At 36.2% G+C, this 21,197-nt stretch carries 18 protein-coding genes, 2 pseudogenes and 2 riboswitches; of the genes and pseudogenes, 4 read left to right on the forward strand and 16 right to left on the reverse strand.

Annotated features, from left to right (window positions below; all coding sequences use genetic code 11):
• Positions 1 to 86: 86 nt before the first annotated feature.
• The 5 genes from HW423_RS01720 to HW423_RS01740 all read right to left on the reverse strand — a co-directional run bounded on the left by HW423_RS01720 (position 87) and on the right by HW423_RS01740 (position 5,641).
• Positions 87 to 1,448, reverse strand: a complete 1,362-nt coding sequence (locus tag HW423_RS01720) for an aldehyde dehydrogenase (protein ID WP_218930230.1) — start codon at positions 1,446 to 1,448, stop codon at positions 87 to 89.
• A gap of 27 nt (positions 1,449 to 1,475) precedes the next feature.
• Positions 1,476 to 2,006 carry a putative immunity protein gene (locus HW423_RS01725; RefSeq protein ID WP_218930231.1) on the reverse strand — a complete coding sequence of 177 codons (531 nt, stop codon included), beginning with the start codon at positions 2,004 to 2,006 and terminating at the stop codon, positions 1,476 to 1,478.
• 171 nt (positions 2,007 to 2,177) lie between these two features.
• Positions 2,178 to 2,816: a DNA alkylation repair protein gene (locus tag HW423_RS01730; RefSeq protein WP_218930232.1), complete on the reverse strand. Its 639-nt coding sequence runs from the start codon at positions 2,814 to 2,816 to the stop codon at positions 2,178 to 2,180.
• Between the two features lie 501 nt (positions 2,817 to 3,317).
• Positions 3,318 to 5,096, reverse strand: coding sequence for a pyruvate oxidase (spxB, locus tag HW423_RS01735; RefSeq protein ID WP_218930233.1), 1,779 nt, complete (start codon positions 5,094 to 5,096; stop codon positions 3,318 to 3,320).
• 317 nt (positions 5,097 to 5,413) lie between these two features.
• Positions 5,414 to 5,641: a hypothetical protein gene (locus HW423_RS01740; RefSeq protein WP_218930234.1), complete on the reverse strand. Its 228-nt coding sequence runs from the start codon at positions 5,639 to 5,641 to the stop codon at positions 5,414 to 5,416.
• A gap of 98 nt (positions 5,642 to 5,739) precedes the next feature.
• Here HW423_RS01740 and HW423_RS01745 point away from each other — a divergent pair, with 98 nt between their 5' ends.
• Complete coding sequence (locus HW423_RS01745; RefSeq protein WP_218930235.1) at positions 5,740 to 6,036, forward strand: MarR family winged helix-turn-helix transcriptional regulator; 297 nt, start codon at positions 5,740 to 5,742, stop codon at positions 6,034 to 6,036.
• A gap of 614 nt (positions 6,037 to 6,650) precedes the next feature.
• Positions 6,651 to 6,748: riboswitch (SAM riboswitch) on the forward strand.
• 526 nt (positions 6,749 to 7,274) lie between these two features.
• On the opposite strand, the gene HW423_RS01750 is transcribed toward HW423_RS01745, so the two are convergent.
• The 5 genes and pseudogenes from HW423_RS01750 to HW423_RS01765 form a co-directional block, all read right to left on the reverse strand.
• Entirely contained in the window at positions 7,275 to 8,465 is a 1,191-nt protein-coding gene (locus tag HW423_RS01750) for an NAD(P)/FAD-dependent oxidoreductase (protein WP_218930236.1), read from the reverse strand.
• 347 nt (positions 8,466 to 8,812) lie between these two features.
• Complete coding sequence (locus HW423_RS01755) at positions 8,813 to 9,415, reverse strand: CadD family cadmium resistance transporter (protein WP_218930237.1); 603 nt, start codon at positions 9,413 to 9,415, stop codon at positions 8,813 to 8,815.
• 500 nt (positions 9,416 to 9,915) lie between these two features.
• Positions 9,916 to 10,125 (reverse strand): cell division protein MraZ, encoded by a 210-nt coding sequence (locus HW423_RS01760; protein WP_218930238.1) that lies wholly within the window; start codon positions 10,123 to 10,125, stop codon positions 9,916 to 9,918.
• A 342-nt stretch (positions 10,126 to 10,467) separates the two neighbouring features.
• Positions 10,468 to 10,596 (reverse strand): annotated as a pseudogene (locus tag HW423_RS11055) (TfoX/Sxy family protein); the annotation flags it as partial.
• A gap of 35 nt (positions 10,597 to 10,631) precedes the next feature.
• Positions 10,632 to 11,105: an Rrf2 family transcriptional regulator gene (locus HW423_RS01765; protein WP_218930239.1), complete on the reverse strand. Its 474-nt coding sequence runs from the start codon at positions 11,103 to 11,105 to the stop codon at positions 10,632 to 10,634.
• Positions 11,106 to 11,207: 102 nt separating this feature from the next.
• Here HW423_RS01765 and HW423_RS01770 point away from each other — a divergent pair, with 102 nt between their 5' ends.
• Positions 11,208 to 12,056 carry an SDR family oxidoreductase gene (locus HW423_RS01770; protein WP_218930240.1) on the forward strand — a complete coding sequence of 283 codons (849 nt, stop codon included), beginning with the start codon at positions 11,208 to 11,210 and terminating at the stop codon, positions 12,054 to 12,056.
• A 619-nt stretch (positions 12,057 to 12,675) separates the two neighbouring features.
• Here HW423_RS01770 and pdxS read toward each other — a convergent pair.
• A complete protein-coding gene (pdxS, locus tag HW423_RS01775) occupies positions 12,676 to 13,533 on the reverse strand; it encodes a pyridoxal 5'-phosphate synthase lyase subunit PdxS (protein WP_218930241.1) in 858 nt (285 codons plus the stop codon).
• Between the two features lie 134 nt (positions 13,534 to 13,667).
• Between pdxS and pdxR the strand changes: the two genes are divergently transcribed.
• Positions 13,668 to 15,056, forward strand: coding sequence for a MocR-like pyridoxine biosynthesis transcription factor PdxR (pdxR, locus tag HW423_RS01780; RefSeq protein WP_218930242.1), 1,389 nt, complete (start codon positions 13,668 to 13,670; stop codon positions 15,054 to 15,056).
• Between the two features lie 91 nt (positions 15,057 to 15,147).
• On the opposite strand, the pseudogene HW423_RS01785 reads toward pdxR, so the two are convergent.
• The 4 genes and pseudogenes from HW423_RS01785 to HW423_RS01800 all read right to left on the reverse strand — a co-directional run bounded on the left by HW423_RS01785 (position 15,148) and on the right by HW423_RS01800 (position 18,263).
• Positions 15,148 to 16,085: pseudogene (locus tag HW423_RS01785) on the reverse strand (IS30 family transposase).
• Positions 16,086 to 16,774: 689 nt separating this feature from the next.
• The gene (locus HW423_RS01790; RefSeq protein ID WP_235956219.1) at positions 16,775 to 17,665 is read right to left on the reverse strand and encodes a DegV family protein; all 891 of its coding nucleotides are present in this window, start codon (positions 17,663 to 17,665) and stop codon (positions 16,775 to 16,777) included.
• Positions 17,665 to 17,943 (reverse strand): TetR-like C-terminal domain-containing protein, encoded by a 279-nt coding sequence (locus HW423_RS01795; protein ID WP_159431711.1) that lies wholly within the window; start codon positions 17,941 to 17,943, stop codon positions 17,665 to 17,667. The genes HW423_RS01790 and HW423_RS01795 overlap by 1 nt, the downstream gene beginning before the upstream one ends.
• Complete coding sequence (locus HW423_RS01800) at positions 17,937 to 18,263, reverse strand: TetR/AcrR family transcriptional regulator (protein ID WP_218930244.1); 327 nt, start codon at positions 18,261 to 18,263, stop codon at positions 17,937 to 17,939. Before HW423_RS01800 ends, HW423_RS01795 begins: the two co-directional genes overlap by 7 nt.
• 114 nt (positions 18,264 to 18,377) lie before the next feature.
• On the opposite strand from HW423_RS01800, the gene HW423_RS01805 reads away from it, so the two are divergent.
• A complete protein-coding gene (locus tag HW423_RS01805) occupies positions 18,378 to 19,238 on the forward strand; it encodes a patatin-like phospholipase family protein (protein ID WP_218930245.1) in 861 nt (286 codons plus the stop codon).
• A 349-nt stretch (positions 19,239 to 19,587) separates the two neighbouring features.
• On the opposite strand, the gene HW423_RS01810 is transcribed toward HW423_RS01805, so the two are convergent.
• On the reverse strand, positions 19,588 to 20,493 hold the full coding sequence (locus tag HW423_RS01810) for an AbaSI family restriction endonuclease (RefSeq protein WP_218930246.1): 906 nt from the start codon (positions 20,491 to 20,493) through the stop codon (positions 19,588 to 19,590).
• A 56-nt stretch (positions 20,494 to 20,549) separates the two neighbouring features.
• A riboswitch (SAM riboswitch) is annotated at positions 20,550 to 20,647 on the forward strand.
• The last annotated feature ends 550 nt before the right edge of the window (positions 20,648 to 21,197 follow it).

Genomic DNA, 21,197 nt, shown 5'->3' on the forward strand with positions numbered 1-21,197 from the left:
TTAGTTACGCCATCACCACTCGAATCTTACCACCAATATTGATTCCTCTGAGTAAATAGTACATGGTGCATCGTTTGGACTCCTGTTTACATAATTTTTTTAATAAATTTTAGGGCCCACTCTTTATAGGGCGGGTAGCGTAATTTAATATCAAACAAGTCAGTCTTCTCGATGACGCTTTTTGGATGTGAGAAGGTTTCGAGACTATATTTGCCGTGATATTGCCCCATCCCACTCGCACCAACTCCACCAAATGGGAGATTGTAATTACTTTGATGAATCAGCGTGTCATTTATCGCTGCGCCACCAAAAGATAGATTATTTATTATATACTCTTTCAAAGCTTTATCCTGCGTAAATAAATATAAAGCAAGCGGTTTGTCTTTCGAACGAATAAATTCAACTGCTTGACTCACTTCTCTATAAGTTAATATCGGTAATATCGGACCAAAGATCTCTTCTTGCATTAATTCTGTATCGAGTTCCGGTTCCAAGACCAGCGTGGGTTCAATAGTTAGCATCTCCTTATTACTGCCTCCGCCATAAATAACACTTTGATTTTTCATTAATTTCTTCACACGCTTGAAGTGTCTTTTATTAATCATCTTAGAATAATGTGAATTCTCTAAAGGTTTCTTCGTGTAATATTCTTCAAGGACTTCAATGATGGCGCTGATCAAGTCATCACGAATCACTTCATCAACCAGAAGGTAATCGGGCGCGATGCAAGTCTGACCAGCATTGGTAAATTTCCCCCAAACAACCCGTTGGGCTGCATGCTTGATATTGGTGTCTTTTGCAACAATAACTGGACTTTTCCCACCAAGTTCTAGAGTTACTGGCGTTAAAGTCTGACTCGCTGTCTCCATAATTGCTTTTCCAACTTGAGTACTTCCAGTAAAGAAACAATAATCGACGTCATCTTTTAGCAATTGCTGAGATACTTTTCCATCACCTTGCTCAACTGCAACATATTCACGTGCGAACACTGATTCAATAATTTGTTGAATTACTCTAGCTGTATATGGTGCCAATTCGGAAGGCTTTAATACGACACAATTCCCTGCCGCAATCGCCCCAACAAGTGGTACAAAACTTAACTGAATAGGAAAATTCCATGGTGCAATAATTAAGACACGCCCATATGGTTCTTGATATATATGGCTTTTAGAATAAAAATGCGCCAACGACGTTGGAACGCGTTTAGGTTTAGCCCATTCTTTTACATGTTTAATCATATAATCAATTTCACCATAGACCGAGCCTAACTCTGTCACATAACTTTCAAAGACGGGTTTATTTAAATCCTTTTTCAGCGCATCATAAATCAAAACATCATGCGCCTTAATTGCCTCTTTTAATCGTTTTAATTGTCTAATTCTAAATTTCACATCCAAGGTTATGCCACTTCTTAAAAACATTTCTTGTTCTGCTTTAACTTGCATCATGAAACGCCCCTTTCAGTTAAAAGTATATCATTGAGCGCAATTAACCTCCAAACATGTGAATGGATTGTTTGAAAATAATAAAAAACCCCTTCTAGAGATCTTGCCTGTAAAAAGATTTATCAAAATGATTTCGTTAATGGCAGCTTGTTCATCATGGAGATAGAGAATATTGACTACTTTAATCGCATAATCTGAAGAGACTATCGCGTGTCCTCGCATATGTCCGGTTGCCACGGCTTGAGCAAAGACATTGACTGAAAACTTGCTGATGTCATTAATGGACTGTTGGCCTAGCTTGTTAGCGAGAAAGCCTGTCTGACGCAGTTGATGCGCACTTAACTTGGCTTCGATTCGTTCTTCTAACACTTTACTTGCTTCTGTGATGATGCTGTCTTTTAAACTCTCATCTTCGATATCAATGTATTCGAGATAGTTCTGGGCATTTTGGCTGGCCCATGTTGCTAAAGATTTTTGAAGTATTGTCTGGAGTAATTCCTCTATCTCAAGTCTTAAGTCAGCTGAGTCTTGATAAAGAATATTACCTTCTAGTGATCTCAATACTTTTTTCATCCCAAATGATTGTTCAGTTGATGATAACTTTAAAATATACCGAGTTGATCGACCTTTACCAGTAACTTCGATTATATTTTTTCGATAATTGTTTTATTGTATTTCGAATAATATGATTTTCAATTGATAAATTTTTAAAGCTTTAATTTGATTGGACGTTTACTTCGTTGCACGTTTATCCGTTTCAATACGAATAAATTCAGGTAAGTAATTTGGTGTACACCCTTTTGAAACAAAATCACCTTTGTATAATTCTGTCTCCTCACCTAGAGAAACACAACGGTCGCGCAAGGTTTCATCATAAACACCAATCCAACCTGCAGTAAAATTCATCGCCCACTGAACTTCTGGATCTTCGTCCATAATTCTTTCTTCGATATCTTCTAGCAGCGCTTCAGTATCATCCGTCATATTCTTTCCTGTCCAGCGTAGACGCCCTTGATAACTCCAGAAAGCGCGGCGTTGCAAGACAATCGAACTGTCTTTCCAAGATTCTAAGATGGCTTTTTCTCGCTTAGTTTTTGTTAAGTGATTTGTCATTAGCCAGTCCATTAAATTATTACGCTCATCATAAGTTTGTATCGCCATATCTAGACATAGAGCATCCAGGACTTCTTCTGAAAGTTCTTTTTTATCCATAATGAGGATGGCTAAAAGTCTTGGCTTAAACTCTTCACTCTCCCATAATTCTAGTGCTAAATCATGATTTTTTTTAATTTCTTTGGCTATTTTTCTTAAGTCGCCTAGTTTCGTATCCGGCTTTATTTCAGCTAGTAATTCTTTAGCTTTAGTTGTCATAATTCGACTCCTTTGTATTTGAATTCTTTGTTCTCGCGAATTAATTATATCATATTCAAAACCAACTCATTTAAAATGTGAACTTGAGACAAATGTGTCTGTCATTTGACTCGAGTTGGCCAAACTAAAGACGAATGACAACTCCATTTGGCTTGAGTTAAGCAAACTAAAGACGAATGACATTTCCATTTGGCTTGAGTTAGGAAAACTAAAGACGAATGACAACTCCATTTGTCGCGAGTTCAGCAAACTAAGGACGAATGGCGATTCCATTTGTCGCGAGTTAGGCAAACTAAAGACGAATGGCGATTCCATTTGTCGCGAGTTCAGCAAACTAAGGCCAAATGACAATTCCATTTGGCTTGAGTTAAGCAAACTAAAGACGAATGACAACTTCATTTGACTCGAGTAGAGCATTTTTGAATTTTATAAAAATTCCCAACAAAAAACGCCTTCCAAAAGCGAGTTGGACTCTACTTTTGGAAAGCGATAAATGTTTAATTATTTAATGTATTTAGATTCTAAGCCTTCAGCTTCAAGAAACTCTCTTAAAGGTACTAATTCTTCAGCTTCATATCTTTCTTTGTATGCTTGGATTTCTTCAGCACTGAATAGTTTAGAGTCCAGTTTTAAAGTTTCTACTGGGATTGGACGGTCTTGAGTAATTTTACAATCAATGACAACTGTACGGCCTTGTTTGTTTTGTTCTACTGCTTCTTTCATAACGCTGTCCATATCTTCGATACGTGAAACTGTTAGACCAACAGCTCCTTGAGCTTCAGCAATCTTAGCGTAGTCAACATCAGTAAAGTCAACACCGAAGATATTTTTGTTAGTATCTTCATATTTGTTTTTAATGAAGGCATATTCAGTGTTAGCAAATACTACGTTAATAACTGGCATGTTATAACGAACGTTTGTTACTACATCTGGATAAGTCATTGAGAACGCACCGTCACCGATGATGTTCCAAACTTGACGATCTGGATAAGTATTTTTCGCACCGATACCACCTGGAATTGCAATCCCCATTGTTGCGAATAATGGAGACGTACGCCACATATTCTTAGGAGTTAAGTTTAGGTGACGGATAGATGTTTGAGTTGAGTTACCAACATCAATTGAGTAAATAGCATCTTCGTCAGCGTGTTTATTAATAGCGTTATATACTTGATAGAATTGAAGAGGTCCTTCTTCTTTGGTTTCTAATTTGTTGATATATTGACGCCAGTTTTCGATATTTTTAAGGTTAGCGTTCCACCATGCAGATTCTTCAACAGCATCTACTTTATCTAAGATCGCGTTCACAGCTTCACCAGCATCACCAAGGATAGCTACATCAGCTTTATGACGTTTACCTAACATAGTTGGATCGATATCGATTTGGATGAAGTTTTCAACGTTTCTGAATGTTCCTTCAACTTCTGCGAATGGGAAGTTTGATCCAACAAATAATACTGTATCTGCTTCTAAGATTGTTTCGTTCGCAGGTTTCCAACCAACACGGTAAGTTGATCCAGCTAAAGCTTCGAAGTCATATTCGAATGTTTCAAAGTTTTTACCAGTTGTAATTACTGGTGCTTTGATTTTACGAGCTAATTCTTGAACAGCTGGTCCGTGTCCCATAGTACCAATACCTGCATAGATTACAGGACGTTTAGATTTGTTTAATAATGCAACTGCTTCATCAATATCTTTATCGTTGATTGCTGATGGAACGTGGTGACGGTAGCTTGATCCTGAAGAATAGAATGCGTCTTCAGCGATTTCTTCAAAACCAAAGTTAGCTGGAACTTCTAATACAGCTACTCCACGTTTAGAAATTGCAGTTCTTGCAGCTTCGTCAATTAATTTAGGTAATTGCTCTGCATAAGCCACACGTTTGTTAAATACAGCAATATGATCATACATTGGATTTTGATTTAATTCTTGGAAGGCATCCAAATTTAATTCTCTTTGAGGACGAGATCCTAAAATCGCTACAACTGGAATATTATCCATAGCCGCATCGTAAAGACCGTTAATTAAATGCGATGCACCTGGTCCACCAGATCCAACAGTTACACCTAATTTTCCACCGAATTTCCGCTGCATCACTGCAGCCATAGCTCCAACTTCTTCGTGTTTAACTTGTAAGAACTTAATGTTGTTCTCTTCGTCTCCCATCGCGTCCATTAATGAGCTTAATGTTCCTGATGGAATACCATAGATGGTATCAACGCCCCATCCTTCTAATACTTTCAATACGGCCAAGCCGATTTTAATTTTTCTTCCTGACATTCAAAAAATCCTCCCAAAATATAATTATTTCTAACGTTATGATAATACCACTTCTCTAGAATAATTTAAACTATATTATGGATTAAATATTCATATTAAGTGATAAACTTTACCTATAAACACGTATAATATAGCCATAATCGCTATTATAACGCGCTTCGTTGGGGTTTTACCTTATATATATATACCCCATTCAGTTAAATAAAAACAGAAAAAAACGCTTTGTCGAAAAGGTTTTATTTAAAATCAGCAAAAAATATGTGCTTGAACACTCATTTATTTGACTGTGTCTACATCTTAATGGTTATATTTATGGATTATACTGTCTGAACTTTCGTCAGTAATCTCCATAAAGGCGGATCATGTTTCAATCGATATGGTAAGTGGTTTGCCTTTGCTCTGCCACTCGTTGGACTATTTGATGTATTAGAGAATATCGTTTCATTCTTTCTGACTGCTAATCCAGTCTCTTTTTCCGACTGGTTAGTATTCACCGATTCAACATTAGCTGTGATTAAATTTGTTTTTTTGGAGATCGCAGTCATCTGGCTTGTACTCTCAATCATCGCGTTAGTAGGTAGTTATTTATACAGAAAATTATTTAATCCTGCCAAAACATCAGCGTAGCTGGAAGCTGGCTGCATTGGATAATTTACCTATTTCTTATAAATTATTTATCTTAGTAACTAAAATTGCAGACCACTCATTACAAGTGTTTGAGAAGCAATTTGACAGTTTTCTACGAGAATTAGCTCATCGAGTGAATATGAGTGACGCAGCCATCAGTAAGCAAATGACTAAACTAAGCGAACATGGCCTGCTAGATATATACGTGAATCCAGCGAATAACCGCCATAATCAAATTCGCTTGACCGATGGGTGCACTCGGATATTAAATGACTGCACCCAAGTTCTAGATAAATTAGTAAAAGAACATTAGGATAAAGTTGACATTGACACCACTCAATTTGAAGGACAGATAATGGATCTCATTTCAACGTTTTATGAATAATATAATGACTCAGTAATCTTGGTAGTATTAACCAAGTTACCCCAAATACGATTCCGATTAATAAACCCATCAAAATTCCATTGTTCCGTCTACGATTATTATCATTTTCTTTCATCTTAACTACTCTGGTAATTCCATATTTTCTGTTACATCAATGGGAGTTAGTAATAGTCTAATAATACTGATTATTTTACATTGGCTTTGTCAATAAAATCATTCCTTCAACAGCCGTGTTCAATAAATCAACCTGTATATTTTTGCTTGAGTTCCCTTTGAAATCTGTGCATAGGCAGGAAATGTTGAGCATGTATGCATTGTAAAACTATTTTTTCTCCTTTATTTTTATACAATATCAGTTATTAACTAGTTTTAATCATATCCTACACAAGTTTTATGCTTATGAAGACTCTGCATTAAATAATAATTTACAAAGACTACCATATTATCTATTGCAATTAGCTTTTCCAAGCTAGTGATACATCCTACACTTCTTGTTTATCCGGATGTTTTATGTTAGAATCTAATATACAATTTGAAATCACAACTTATCCAGAGTAAGCAGAGGGAATTGGCCCGATGACGCTTCAGCAACCTACCATTGGCAAGGTGCTAAATCCAACTCGAAAGAGGAAGATGAGTCTAACCCAGTTATTTGGCACGACGAATCTCGTTGTGCTTTTTTAAATTGAATAAATAACTAGGAGTGGTTGTCTTGTTACCAGAAAAGAATATTAGTTTTGAGGAGTTCATGAAGGGATTGAATGAGTTACAAGTTATGCCTCAATTTAGATTTCGTCGGAGCCAATCTGGGGATCTAGATGAACATGATTTGATTTTTCTAGTTTGTACGAAAGGCTCAAAAAAAGGTGCACACATAGGTCGAACATGTCTTTGTTGCATCGGGTCTGCTAGTATTAATGACTATGAAAGCTTTAAAGACAGTATGAGTTCGAATGATTATGATACTCTCTTGACTCTTTTGTTTAACTTCACATATACTGACTTGACATACAAAGCAATTAACTAGTAATTTTATAAAGCACAAAATGAAGAGAGTCACAGACCATGCCTTATTTGCATAGTGTTGTGACTCTCTTTATTGTATTATTTCAGTTTTACCGCCTGTTTTTTTCAATCTACACTAATATAGCTAAACAGTAAATGATTCAAATAGGCTTCAACATCCTCGTTAGCTTATCTAATGTTTTCGGTGGGTTAACAAGAATTTCACGGGCTTTATCCATATCAACTTTCACATTATATGTTAAAATACCTGTTGGTTTACCTTTAAAAAGATAATAAACAATATAACCACCGGCAACTTCTTCAATAATCGCATCATCACGGTTTCGACTCATTTCACCAACACCTTCAATAGAAATATCTAAGACATCCGTATAAGAGAGTGGCGCACCATGATTATAAACTTCTTCAGCGCCCGACATGTTTCGTCCCGCTACTTTCCCAGAATACTCCGCTTGCTCTTCATGTTCAAAACGATTACGTCCTATGATTACATCTGGATAATTCAACACATCTCCTGCTGCATAGATATGTTTGTTGGAAGTTTGCAAATACTTGTCAGCAATAACACCATTACCCACTTCTAAGCCAGCTGCTTCTGCTAATTCAACATTTGGATTTAATCCAATTCCTAAAACAAGAATATCCGCTTTCAATACAGCGCCATTCTCTAGTTTTAGACTTACTTGATCGTCCTCTACTTTGTAACTATCAGCATAGGCATTGTTTATCAAGGAAACGCCAATATCAACAAAGCGCTGATGAAACTTTTCAGCAAGCATTCGTGGTAGTCGTTTTTCATTTAATATTTCATTTGAAAAAACAAGCGTCACATCCATATCATTCAGCTTTAGACCTGCTGCAAGTTCTGCTCCAACCCAGCCTCCTCCAACGATAATGACTTTGCTCCCAGGTTTGGCGAATTTTCGGAGGTTTCGGTAATCTTCTAAGTTTCTTAAAGCTAGGACACGCTCACTCTCCAGCCCATCAATCCACTTTGGAGCGCCACCCAGTGCATAAAGCAACTTTTCGTATTGATAGATTTCTCCACTCTCATTCTCAATCGTTTGTTGATCGGCATTAATTTGCTTAACAGTTGTCCCTGTTAAGATATCAATCGATTCATCATCCGAAATATTATAATATATCGTTTCTTTTGGATAGTCTGGCTCTGTCCAAAATTCTTTACTTAATGGAGGTCGATAGTAGGGTTTGTCAGTTTCTTGTGTGACTATCAACAATGTCCCTTCACGGTCATACTTACGAATTTCCATTGCGGCATTGGCACCAGCCATCCCGCCACCTAATATTATATATTTATATGAATGTTGCATAAATCATGCCTCCCTTTTTCTCTTCCTACATATATTACCAAAATTCTTCTTAAATGTTTTTGTATACGCTATATTTCTTATTATCTCTCAAATTATATCCATGATTAACTCAGTCATTCAAGAATAACCTATTAATAAAATATCAGCTTACTTATTGCCCATTTAGAGAAAAAGAAAGTTGCGATCCATAATTGTTAAAAATATACATAAAAGTGAGACACAAAACGATGCAAATGATATTGCATCGTTCTGTGCCTCTTTAATATTTCGGTTGTGTTATATGTATCTAAGTTCAACCTTAAATACTTTAATGGTATATTCTACTATCCGTGAAGCTGCTTAAAATTCTATGCAATCAGTGACCAAAGATGTTGAATCGTACCATTCTCTAACAGAATAAAAATACCCAAGCCGATGAAAACGACTGGTACGATGACTTTTTCGTAACGCTCAACTACTTCACCAATCATAGGAACCGAAGCCAGTCGTTTGGATAAATAACATAAGATAAAAATCCCAATGATAAAAACAAGGATCACAACCATGACTTCCTGGAAGGACATTCCAGTAAAGTAAGGAATATAAATTCCCAAATTATCTCCGCCAAGGGCAATGGTCAGAGCAACCACACTCGCAACTTCTGACTGTCTATGCGACATCTTTTCTTCCAAGTCCTTTTCATCTACATCTTCATCGATGAAGATAGCCCGAATCCCTAGAATCAAAGGAAGTAAACCAAGTAACCCGATCACCCAATCTTGTGGAATAAAGTTCAGGAAGTACGCTGCAATGAGACTAAAGCCAACGAGCAACCCCGTTCCAATATATTGGCCAATATAAATTGATCGTAGTTTACCAGTATTCATTGTAGAGAAAAGAATCGTTAAAACAACCAAAAAATCGATGGACGTAGAGATAAAAACTAACATTGAAGATATAATTATTTCCATAAGCTTCCCCTTTCAATATGTTTATTAGAATTGGTGGTTTTCACACAAACACATCAACTTGGCAAAAGCCAAGGGAGAATGTTTAATAAATTGCTTCATATAAAACATCCAACTTTCATATTTTTTTCACATGACTCATAAGCTTTCTAAACCAACGTTTATGAAGTCGCTTTGTTCCCTCAGGAATTATACCATTAAACATACAATGTGTCACCCACTCAGCTTGCTCATTCTGCTTGTCTTCTTGGGGAATCCGTGCATGGGTGGGAGATTTACATCTGCGAAACTAACGTTTCTTCTCAAGTAGTGTCACTGTCTCCACATGGCTCGAGAGGATAGAATTGATGTCATTCGAAGTTGCCCGTTCTCGGAAACATATCCACGGCGTTTTTTTCACTATCGGTAGGCAGGAACATATCCACTAAATTTGTATAGTTAAACTGAATGTACTTTCAGCTTAAATGGAATTTATCTTTGAGATGTTTACCTACAAGAATCCTTTACTTCTCTTCAGTGTATCTTTCTTGCTGCAAAAATTCCTTTGCCTCGCTAAGGCGTAAATCCCAATATTTTTGCAAAAGGTAAATGATTTTCTCATCTTCAACTTTGGCTTCCTTCAGAGCCGCAGTTGCCTTTTCAATCCCAATGACTCTTTCTTCAAAGGCAGCTTCATCTAGCCTTGCATTGCTATCTTCTCTTATTCGTTCCAAAACTGAATTTTTGCTTACAGGTAATCTCTCCGCAACTTTTACTTACGCATTAAATTACTGCTGATACTTTGTCTAGATCTGTCATGATATTACTGACACCTTCGAGTCTAAAGATAAACGGATTGTTTCAGGTTTAATGCCACCTTCAACTGGTTCTTCTTCAGTTAGTTAGCTAAGTGTCACTCAAACCGGATAAACCACTAATGGTTTTTCAATTCCCACACTCCCTAAAGCACTCCTACCTACTATCAGCACATCTTGCCAATCCAATCAAATATTTACAAATAAAGTATCACCAGGTCAATTGCCGTAGCCCGATAACCAAAAAAAATTTCCTTTTTAATAAGTATCACCTACAATTTTTCCTGCATAATACATAATATACTCTCCCATCATGGCTCGATGAGTAATATATTATAAGTTCCCTAGTTGTTCTAAAATATAATCTAAATATTCTTTACTGGATGACATAGCGCGCCCCCAAGTATTATCGACTTAGCTTATTTTTATAAAAATCGTTGAAGTATTTGCTTAGTTTCTTCGTCGTTTGATTCAGATTGATTGGCACTTTGAGAGACGGTATGGATAATATCCGCTAAGTTGATTTGCTGCATCTCCAATTCAATGCTACGTTGCAATCGATCATATTTTTCGGCTAATACACCTTGGATATTACCTCCTACGATACAGGCAGGTGCTGTCTTCTCATCCACACGAAATAGTTGTTGCGCTTCATCAATTGCTTGATAGATATCGTAAAACGAAATATTTTCGGGTTCTCTACTTAATTTCGGATTGGCTTTTCCTGATTGACTGGTGATCAGGCCAGCCTTTTTAAGGCTACTCATAATGCGTCTAACAGAAACGGGATTAGCATTCACACTTTTGGCAATGACCTCACTAGATAAGTCTGTGCCTTGAAGCATCTCGATATAAACTAGAATATGAATAGCATTACTAAATTTTACTGAATATTTCATATGAATATCCCACCTCTTTTCTCTTGACTTATTATAGCACATTCACTATCATTAACCTGTAACTTTAATTATTACAGGTTAATGAAAAAGGAGTGTTTATTCATGAAATATTTAGTAACTGGCGCAACAGGTGCCTTTGGTGGCCTCGCATTAGACAAATTAAAAACATTCGTTCCCGTATCAGATATCCACATCTTAGCGCGTAGTAAAGAAAAAGCTACGCCACTTGCTGAAGCTGGCTATACAGTACACATCGGTAATTACTTAGATAAAGCATCTTTAAAAGCTGCCTTCACAGGTATTGACCGCTTATTACTAGTTTCATCAGCACCCGGCACTCGTCAAGAAGAACATCAAAATGCGATTAATGCAGCCAAAGAAGCTGGTGTTAGCTTTATCACCTATACAAGCTTTGCCCATGCAGACCAATCTTCTGCCGACCTAGCAACTGACCACCGTTATACCGAAAAAGCCATCAAAGCATCCGGCATTCCATTTACAATTTTAAGAAATAACTGGTACTTGGAAAATGAACTTCCGCTAGTAGGTGTAGCTTTAAACAGTGGCAAACTATTATACACCGCTGAAAATGGTAAAGCTGGTTGGGCATTACGTCGCGAATATGCTGAAGCAGCTGCGATCATTTTAGCTGGTGAAAAGACGTTCCCTGAAATCCTAGAACTATCTGGTAAACCAGTAGACTACGCAACTTTAACTAAAGCACTAGCAGAAGCAACAGGTAAAGAAATTGCCCCTCTAAAAACTAACGACGAAGCATTCGTTAAAAATTTAACTGACAATCAATTACCAGAACCAGTAGCAGGCTTCTTCCTAGCGATTCAAGGAGACATCAAAAATGGTGTATTAGATGTACAATCAGACGACTTTGAAAAGGTATTAGGCAAACCCCTAACACCGCTTGTGGATGCCTTTAAAGAATTACTTCAATAATTTCATATCGTTCAATACACCATTCTTTATAAAAAAATCAAAAGACCCTACTAGCTAGCCATAACGGTCACTAGTAGGGTCTCTTTTTTACTACCGTATTGCTTTATAGTCCAAATCTGTATATGAAGAATTAGTAATCAAATTGATTAATTGATCGTAAGTTTCAGGGCTTATTGCCTCCTTAAATCCATCATATCATTGACATGGACTTTTCCAATTTAGTTCATTGGTATTAGATGGTGAACACGAATAAAGTTTTTATCGTGTTCGCCATATACCTTTTCGAATTCGAAGCCACAGACAAAACACTTACATCCATAATATTGAATACACTTTTAACGTGCTATAGAACTTCACTGATACTTGTTTACTAATGTTAACTCTTCTGAATCAACTTGAGCCACTAATCTTAAACGAGCATACATGCCACCTAATGCTTTTAAGTATTCTTCTTTTATAAACCAATACTCTTCGTCGTTTACAATTTCCTCCCTTGACGTGGTGTTAAGTAACTCATCGATAACTCCCCACGGAAGAGGAGCTCCCAGACAGCCTAGGACAAAATAAAAAAAGTCAGTAGACCAAGCCCACTGACTTTTGAAGCCCTTGTTTTTAATGATTAACGGTTAGACATGATGACTTTAATTTCGTCTTCATTAATACCTACCATCGCTTCGCCTAAATCAGTTGAGATTTCGACTAATTTGGCAGCATCTTTGTAATTGGCTACTGCTTCAACTATGGCTTTGGCACGTTTTTCTGGATTACCTGATTTGAAAATACCTGAACCAACAAAAACGCCTTCAGCACCTAATTGCACCATTAAAGCTGCATCAGCAGGTGTTGCCACCCCGCCAGCTGAAAAGTTCAACACAGGTAATTTACCAGTATCATGTACTCGCTTTAATAAATCATAAGAGACGCCTAATTCCTTAGCTTGGTTAAAGAGCTCATCATCTTGTAACGAAGCCACATAGCGGATTTGTTCATGGATTTTTCTTAAGTGGGTAACCGCTTGACTGACATCCCCCGTTCCTGCTTCACCTTTAGTACGAATCATTTTAGCCCCTTCTTGAATACGGCGTAAAGCTTCACCTAAATCTCTAGCGCCACAAACGAAAGGAGTTTCAAATGGTTGTTTATCAATATGATAAACATGATCAGCTACTGATAAGACTTCTGACTCATCAATATAGTCAATTTGTAAACTTTCTAAGATTTGAGCTTCGACAAAGTGACCAATTCTTACTTTCGCCATGACTGGTATAGAAACTGCTGCTTGAATTTCTTTTATCATCTGAGGGTCACTCATCCGACTAACACCACCAGCAGCTCGAATGTCTGCAGGAACTCTTTCTAAAGCCATGATCGCTACGGCACCAGCCGCTTCAGCAATTTTAGCTTGTCCCACATTTACAACGTCCATGATTACACCACCAGCTAATTGTTCATGTACTTCTTCAATTGATCGTTTCATTTTGATTGCTCCTTTATAAATATTGTCTCCACTTTAACAGTCTTTTGGATGTTTCTTAAGATGCAAAAATGGATATTTTTATGGGTCCAAATAGTTTTTTATTGTATAATGGATAACACGAGAGGAGGAAAAGTATGATTACGGTGAACTTTAACGAAGACCAACACCTCTACTTACAAATAGTCGATGAAGTCATCCGGCAAATTGCCCAAGGACATTTAAAAAGTGGTGACCAACTACCCTCACGGCGGGCCTTGGCAGATCATTTAAAAGTCAGCCTTAATACGGTCATTAACGCATATGACCAACTGACAGATGAAGGCTATATAGTGCCGAGGGAAAGATCTGGTTATTATGTGGATTTACTAGAAATTGATATGTTGCCCTCTGAGGAAATTGAGACAAAGTCATTAAAACATGAGCATTCTAAAATAAGTGAAGCCAGCCAATATACTAATGATTTTCACTTTGCCAACCGTGATATGTCTACTTTAAATCCCAAACAATTATTGCAATATGCACCCGAAGCTCTAGCAAGAAGCGTGGTTAATTGTAATTTAAAAGATGACTTGGGTGCTCTCTCTTTACGCTTGGCTATTGCTAATTATTTACGTAAATACCGGGGAGTGATGACTTCAGCTGATAATATCATCATTACAGGTGGTCATACGGCTAGCTTACAGACTCTATTTGCCTTATTAGAAGATGCGATTTATGCCTTAGAAGATCCTGGCTATTATAAAAATTTAGATCTCTTTACAGACTATCAGCAAAAGACTATTCGTATTCCGATTGATAAATATGGTTTCTCAGTTAAAGATTTGGAGACTACCTCAGCTAACATCGTGATTACTACTCCCAACCATCAGTTTCCCACTGGCATTATCATGGGGATGCGTCGACGTCAGCGTTTATTAAAATGGGCATATCAGGCAGAAAACCGTTATATTATTGAAAATGACTACTATAATGAGTTCCGCCTTAAGGGCCGTCCAGTTCCTGCTTTGACTAGTCTGGACGACCAAGAGCGAGTCATTTTATTAGGGGCCTTTCGTCAAAGTATGGGGTCAATTTTTAAGATGTCTTATTTAGTTTTACCCGATCAATTAATGAAAAAATTCCATCAAGCTAAATTAAAAACCAGTGATATTTCCAGCTTTGAGCAATATTTAATGACCGATTTTCTCAATTCTGCCCATTTTCCTAAATATATTAATAGCCTTCGGACTAATTACCGTCGTAAGGAAAAAGCGGTTCTAGCAGCGCTTAACCAATCCCAACTCCCCCTAACCATTAAGGAAGCAGGGGCTGGACTTTTCTTTATTATTAACATTGAGGGTGAGATTCCACCGGCTGACGTGATTCAAACTAGGCTAGCTGAAAATAAGATCCGCTTACAACCGGTCAACCACTACGCTAAATTAAAGAACCAGTTCGACCAAAGTTATATTTTAGGTTATGGTGGGCTAGAGCTTGATGAAATTGATCAAGCTATTCAAGCTTTAGTCACTATTTTTAAATAAAGTAAAAGACTCAGTAAGTCAGCGAAAAGCTTACATACTGAGTCTTTTTATTAGATGTTGAATTGCAATAATTATTGCGACAATTTTTTATTTACTCAATTAATAAGAGTTCGTGTAAAAATACTTCCAAGGGTGTTCGGTAATCTAGACATTTCCTAGGTCGATTATTCATTAACCACAAGGCTTGGAAGAGTTCTCGGTGCGTCACTTTAGCGAGGTCTGTTTTCTTAGGAAAGAACTCACGTAGTAAACCGTTAGAGTTCTCATTGGTTCCTCTTTGCCAAGCGCTATAAGCATCGGCAAAGTAAAAATCAATCCCTGCTGCTTCGACCTCAGCGTAACAAGCAAATTCTTTCCCGCGATCTGAGGTGAAGGTCTTTAAAGCCTCTTTTTGTAAGCTTTCTCTCAGTTCTTCAATCGCAGTATGCATGGAAACTTTAGAGCGATTTGGCATAGGTAAAGCAATATATATACGGCTTTTTCGTTCTGCAAAGCTCGCAAAACAACCTTTACTCTTGCCTCGAGAAGAAACAACTGTGTCGAGTTCCCAATGCCCGAACTCTTTTCGATTCTTCACAGATTTGGGGCGTTTTGAGATGGGAGTGCCGATATTAAACTTTCCTCGCGTTTCTTGAGGCTCTCGACTTTTCCCTTTGTGTCTTAAGACAGTTAGGGGCACCTTTAAGATATCTTGGTAAATCCAGTTATAGATGGATTTAAAGGAAAGTTTTCCCTGATAGTCTCGTCCAACAATTTGTTCAGGTGACCATGTACGTTCTAATTTATCTTGAATGTCTTTAAGTAGCTAGACCGTGTACTTAGGATTTCTACCCTTAAGACGTGCACGTTGATTGGCACCTTCATGGGTATCCTGAGCTTGGTATTGATCTGAAGGGCATCGTTTAAGTTCTCTATAAATCGTTGACCGATGGCGCCCGATTAATTGGCAATGCGATTAATTTTATAACCTTCTTGATAGAGTATTTCTATTTTTGAACGTTCCTCTATGGTAAGATGTGTGTAGCTCATAACAGACCTCCGTGTTTATGTTTTTGTCGTTACTAACATTTTACACGAACCTGTTATGGGTTTCTTTATTTGTCGCACTTAATTTTACAATTCATCAGATTAAAAGAAATTCAACTAGAAAAACGACGATTACCGACACCATCATAACTGCTAAAGTCACACAAGAAACATAAAACAAACATACGCCTACATGTTCAAAACTATCAATGTAGGCTGTGATTTCAAGCTTATATAAAAGCTCTATAAGTAATGGTAAGTGTACCTGTACTCACGTGTTGACTACTTTCTTCATAAGTTTGATAATTTCCCTATCCAACCTAACACTCTTGCACTTATTGATTAGTTCCCACAGACATACCCCTGTTTGCATAATAAAAAGGAGTCACTTAATCTTAAAACTAAGTTTACTCCTTTTAATATTAGCATACCGTGAGGCTGTTTTAATTAATAATCTTATTGTATCAAGGTTCTAGGGAGATACCTTTTGCATCAATACTATACACTCAGCAGACGACTTCTACCAATCAGACTGCGCCTATCGGCTTGTCTTCTTGGGAAGTCCGTGTATGGGTGGAACATCTACTTCTTCTGTCGCTAACGCTCTTTCACAAGTAGTATTACCGCCTCAACATGTGTTGTAGCCTAGCTATTGATGCAAAATAATATGTGAAGTGGGAAGTTTAAAGGTTTCATCTATTTTTTCTTGAGTCTCCCCAGAAGAAGAGTGCCACAGTTCCTGGACCGGTATGTGAACCTATTGTAGTTCCAACATTATTTATTTCAATCTTGTTCTTCAAGTTGGGAAATGATTCCTCGATTAATCTCGCGACTTCTTGAGCTTCAGTATTAAAAGCAGAATGAGATATATAACATTTATCAGAATATTCAAGATCTTTAATAGCATGATTTTTCATTTTATCTACAATTAAACTAATTACACGTCTCTTACCTCTTACTTTTTGTTGAGGAGTTAATTTTCCATTTTCATCCATATTTAACAATGGACAGATTTTAAATGTTGTTCCAATAAATCCAGATGTCTTTGAGATTCTTCCTCCTTTAACATAAAAAGATAAATCAGTCGAAAAAAACCAATGATGTAGATTCAGTTTGTTATTCTCTACCCAGTCATACAACTGTTCAAGTGTGTATCCGTCGTCCCTTAGATCTGCCAGTTTATCCATCAATAAACCATAACCAGACGATGCCGCAAGGGAGTCAACGATGTATATTTTTCGATCCGGATATTCCGCTTCCAATAGTTGCTTTGCTGCACACGCTGAATTATATACTCCAGATAATCCTGAAGACAGTGATACGTGTAAAATATCCTTCCCTTCTTTCAGAAACGAAGAAAAGTAATCTACAAACTCTCCTACATTTACTTGTGATGTTTTCGTCTCAGCCCCATTACTCATTGCTTTATAAAAATCGTCATATGAAATCGACTTACCAAGATCATCTTTATATTCTTTTCCATCTACCATAAAATGAAAACAAACATAATTTATACCACGACTGTTGAAGTGCTTTTCTGTTAAGTCTGCAGTCGAACAACAACTTAAAATAAATTCTGACATCATCTTACCTCTTTTCTCTTCTCACATACGCCTTTAATGAAATAATTGAATCCATTTGCAGAAAGTTCAGAAAGCTTAACTGAAATCTCATCAATAGACACGTTCTGATTGTTTCTAAACCAAGTTTGATATACAGCTATAATCCCAGCTATTGTATAGTCAATGATCATATCTTTATCAATCTCGTCCAAATCAGCAAACATGGTTTTATTCCTCTTGATTATTTCCTTAAGTTTTTTTGCTATTTTCGCAAGAAAATTATGATTATTACCTACCATAACATAAAATGTTGATAAAATTCTAGATTTTCTCTCACTAAATCCGTTAAAGTTTCAAAAATCAATTGCGGGTTAAATGTACTTTCACTAAATTCCATTTTATTAATTGGTTTTTCGAACATTTCAATTAGATCATTCTCCAATTCATCAATTAATTTTTCATAACTATCATAGTAGGTGTAAAAAGTTTTTCGTGTAATATCTGCCTCTTGTGCAATCTCAGTAACAGAAATATTTTCTATCTCATTGTTGTCTAGAAGATTTATTAAAGCTTTTCTTTTTGCTTCCTTTGTTTTTAATATACGACGATCTATGGTCATAAAATTCGTCACTCTCCTTAGATAAATTGCATTTAATATACACTCGTATTATGATATACATGTGTAACTTTGGCGATACAAAAAGTTTTTAGCTCACATTTGGAGGGATAATATATGAAAAAAACAGCGTTAATTTTAGAAGGTGGTTCATTTAGAACAATGTTCTCTGCAGGAGTATTAGATGTTTTTTTAGAGAACGAGATCTCCTTTGATTATGTAATCGGAGTTTCTGCAGGAGCACTCGTTGCTATAAACTACTTGTCAAAACAAAAAGGTAGGGTTGCTTATATCAACACTAAATACAATAACGACAAAAGATATATCGGATTAACAAACTATTTTCAATCAGATGGTGTAATTAACTTTGATTTTTTATTTGAATATCTTGGAAATAGCGATGAAACCCCTTTTGATTATAATACTTTTGGAAATCGCTCAGCTGATTTTGAAGTGGTCGTCACAAATTGTGAAACTGGTAAAGCAGAGTATTTTCTTATTAATGATAATAAGCAAGAAATGATAGATATCACAAAAGCTTCAGGTAGTCTGCCGCTAATCTCTAAAGAAATCAATATAGACAATGTTTCTTACTTAGATGGTGGTATCGCTGATTCAATACCGATTCAACATGTTTTGGACTTAGGATTTGAAAAAATCGTTGTGATTCTTACTCAAGATCGTAGTTTTACAAAAAAGTCGTTGTCAAAATCAGTAGAAAGATTACTACGCTTGAAATATCGCAATTATCCTAGTTTTCTGTCAACACTTAAGAACCGTCACTTTAACTATAATAATAGTCTAAAAACTGTTCATAGAGAAAAGGAAAACGGAAAAGTGTATCTGATTCAACCTGATCGTCCAGTCAAAATTGAAAAAATTGAAAAGGATAAAACGAAGCTTGAGTCTTTATACAAGAGTGGATTATCCTCTGGTGCTCACCATGCTAATCATGTTAAGTCTTTTTTGAAAGAATAAATTCACCAATGTATTGGATTTCGATTTTTACTTCTATATTGGCTCCTTTGTTATAATTCTCTGCTTTCATGATACCTTGTTTTCTTTTAACTTATGCAGTATATAGTGAGCTTACCTTTAAATCATAATTTTTTTCTACATAATCCTGTATCTGTAGGTATGTCGCTTTACTCTCTGCTTTCGTCAAATCCACTTCATTTAAGTCGATATCTACCTGAATCGATTTGTTTCCTTTTATTCTGGATAAAAGTACTACCGTCTCCACGTGTGTGGTTATTAATATATTGATGTAAAATTTAATGTAGACTGTGGTGTTTTACTGTAAATTTAGTTAAGAGTCTAATCCTATTTAAGCATCAGTATTGATAGGATCAAATGATACTATCCCTCTTTCGTAATCGATATAAATATGATTACCTATTTTTCTATATGTTCGCTCTATATAGTCTTCAGTGTGACTCACAAACTGAAAATTACCAATATACCTATATTTCATTTGACCAAATGGATTACGCATCTTTGCAAAAACACATCGAATTTCATTTTCATTAACAGTAATTAACTTATCGTCATTTCTTGTGTTAACCTCTTTTATTTCAGTCCAATCATCATTTAAAGTATTATGCCATGCTGTATGCTCAACCATCTCATTAGTAGAAATTACTGGACTCCAAGCACTATAATGACTACCATCCACGATAATAGGAAACGCTGCTTGTTGGTAGCCACGATATTTTTTTAGAAATACATCGTTGGCAAAATCTACTATTCTGTCAAATTGATAATAATCATCAATTGAAATATACCCATTATCTTGGATCTGTAATTTAATAGAGACATCGGTGTCCCATGAATGAATCTTCATGCTATTTGCTAATTGACTAATTTCATCTGCTACTTCTTTAATTCGATGGTGTAACTCTACTGCACTTAAAGTCGCATCAATTCTAAATATCTTGAAATCACCTGTCTGTGGTACAGCGGCTAACTTGCTTGATATATCAAGCGTTCTAATTATATCCTGTTCTTTGTTATTATTATGATAAGTCTCATCAACCTCTACCCCCACATTAAGCTGTGGAAAGTATAAATCCATCAAATAATACTCATTTTTTCCACTTTTTACATACTGTTGGGTAACAGGTCGAACAAGAGGATAATTCATTTGTTGCCAAACAGCATTCAAAATGTAGTTCTCATAGTCTTTTCTTTTAGTGCGTGAGAATGTTCTTACTAAATATTCTTTTTTATCCATTACGATTTCCTCTCTTTAAAACATTATATTAATATAATTATACAATTTAAAGCCACAACTTATCCAGAGTAAGCAGAGGGAATTGGCCCGATGAAGTTTCAGCAACCTACCGTCGGCAAGGTGCTAAATCCAACTCGAAAGAGACAGATGAGTCTAACCCAGTTATTAGGCATGACGATTCTCGTTGTGCTTTTTTAATTGAAAGAATAACTAGGAGTTGTTGGATTGTTGCCAGAAAAGAATATAAGTTTAGAGGAGTTTTTGCCGTGACTGAATGAATTACAAGTTATCCCCCACTTGAGACTTCGTAGGAGCCAATCTGGAAATCCAGATGAACATGATTTAATTTTTTTAGTTTGTACGCAAGAAGTGAAAAAGGGTGGACATATAGGTAGAACCTGCCTTTGCTGCACTGGTAATTCTAGTATTAATGATTATCCATGTTTTAAAGAAAGTATGATCAAGGATCATTATGATGCTATCGTGTGCCTTTTGTTTAGCTTCACTTACACTGAGGTAAAATACAAAGCAATTAACGAGTAATTTTTAAGTTTTAAAATATATTTTTGACTTCACGAAATTATCAATATATATATATTTATATACACCAAATTAAAGGAATCGAATCAACCTTTCTGTCAACTAAAGATTAAAGTAGTCTAACTAAACCCTTTACTATCGCATCACAAAAATGTTTCTCAAAA

The sequence above is a fragment of the Ruoffia halotolerans genome (genome assembly GCF_014049385.1).
Taxonomy (GTDB): domain Bacteria; phylum Bacillota; class Bacilli; order Lactobacillales; family Aerococcaceae; genus Ruoffia; species Ruoffia halotolerans.

Bases quoted from the DNA above. Each gene is read 5' to 3' on its own strand.
- HW423_RS01720 (WP_218930230.1), bottom strand. From the start codon at position 1,448: ATGATGCAAGTTAAAGCAGAACAAGAAATGTTTTTAAGAAGTGGCATA.
- HW423_RS01730 (WP_218930232.1), bottom strand. From the start codon at position 2,816: ATGACAACTAAAGCTAAAGAATTACTAGCTGAAATAAAGCCGGATACG.
- spxB (WP_218930233.1), bottom strand. From the start codon at position 5,096: ATGTCAGGAAGAAAAATTAAAATCGGCTTGGCCGTATTGAAAGTATTA.
- HW423_RS01740 (WP_218930234.1), bottom strand. From the start codon at position 5,641: ATGACTGCGATCTCCAAAAAAACAAATTTAATCACAGCTAATGTTGAA.
- HW423_RS01750 (WP_218930236.1), bottom strand. From the start codon at position 8,465: ATGCAACATTCATATAAATATATAATATTAGGTGGCGGGATGGCTGGT.
- HW423_RS01755 (WP_218930237.1), bottom strand. From the start codon at position 9,415: ATGGAAATAATTATATCTTCAATGTTAGTTTTTATCTCTACGTCCATC.
- HW423_RS01765 (WP_218930239.1), bottom strand. From the start codon at position 11,105: ATGAAATATTCAGTAAAATTTAGTAATGCTATTCATATTCTAGTTTAT.
- HW423_RS01770 (WP_218930240.1), top strand. From the start codon at position 11,208: ATGAAATATTTAGTAACTGGCGCAACAGGTGCCTTTGGTGGCCTCGCA.
- pdxS (WP_218930241.1), bottom strand. From the start codon at position 13,533: ATGAAACGATCAATTGAAGAAGTACATGAACAATTAGCTGGTGGTGTA.
- pdxR (WP_218930242.1), top strand. From the start codon at position 13,668: ATGATTACGGTGAACTTTAACGAAGACCAACACCTCTACTTACAAATA.
- HW423_RS01790 (WP_235956219.1), bottom strand. From the start codon at position 17,665: ATGTCAGAATTTATTTTAAGTTGTTGTTCGACTGCAGACTTAACAGAA.
- HW423_RS01795 (WP_159431711.1), bottom strand. From the start codon at position 17,943: ATGGTAGGTAATAATCATAATTTTCTTGCGAAAATAGCAAAAAAACTT.
- HW423_RS01800 (WP_218930244.1), bottom strand. From the start codon at position 18,263: ATGACCATAGATCGTCGTATATTAAAAACAAAGGAAGCAAAAAGAAAA.
- HW423_RS01805 (WP_218930245.1), top strand. From the start codon at position 18,378: ATGAAAAAAACAGCGTTAATTTTAGAAGGTGGTTCATTTAGAACAATG.
- HW423_RS01810 (WP_218930246.1), bottom strand. From the start codon at position 20,493: ATGGATAAAAAAGAATATTTAGTAAGAACATTCTCACGCACTAAAAGA.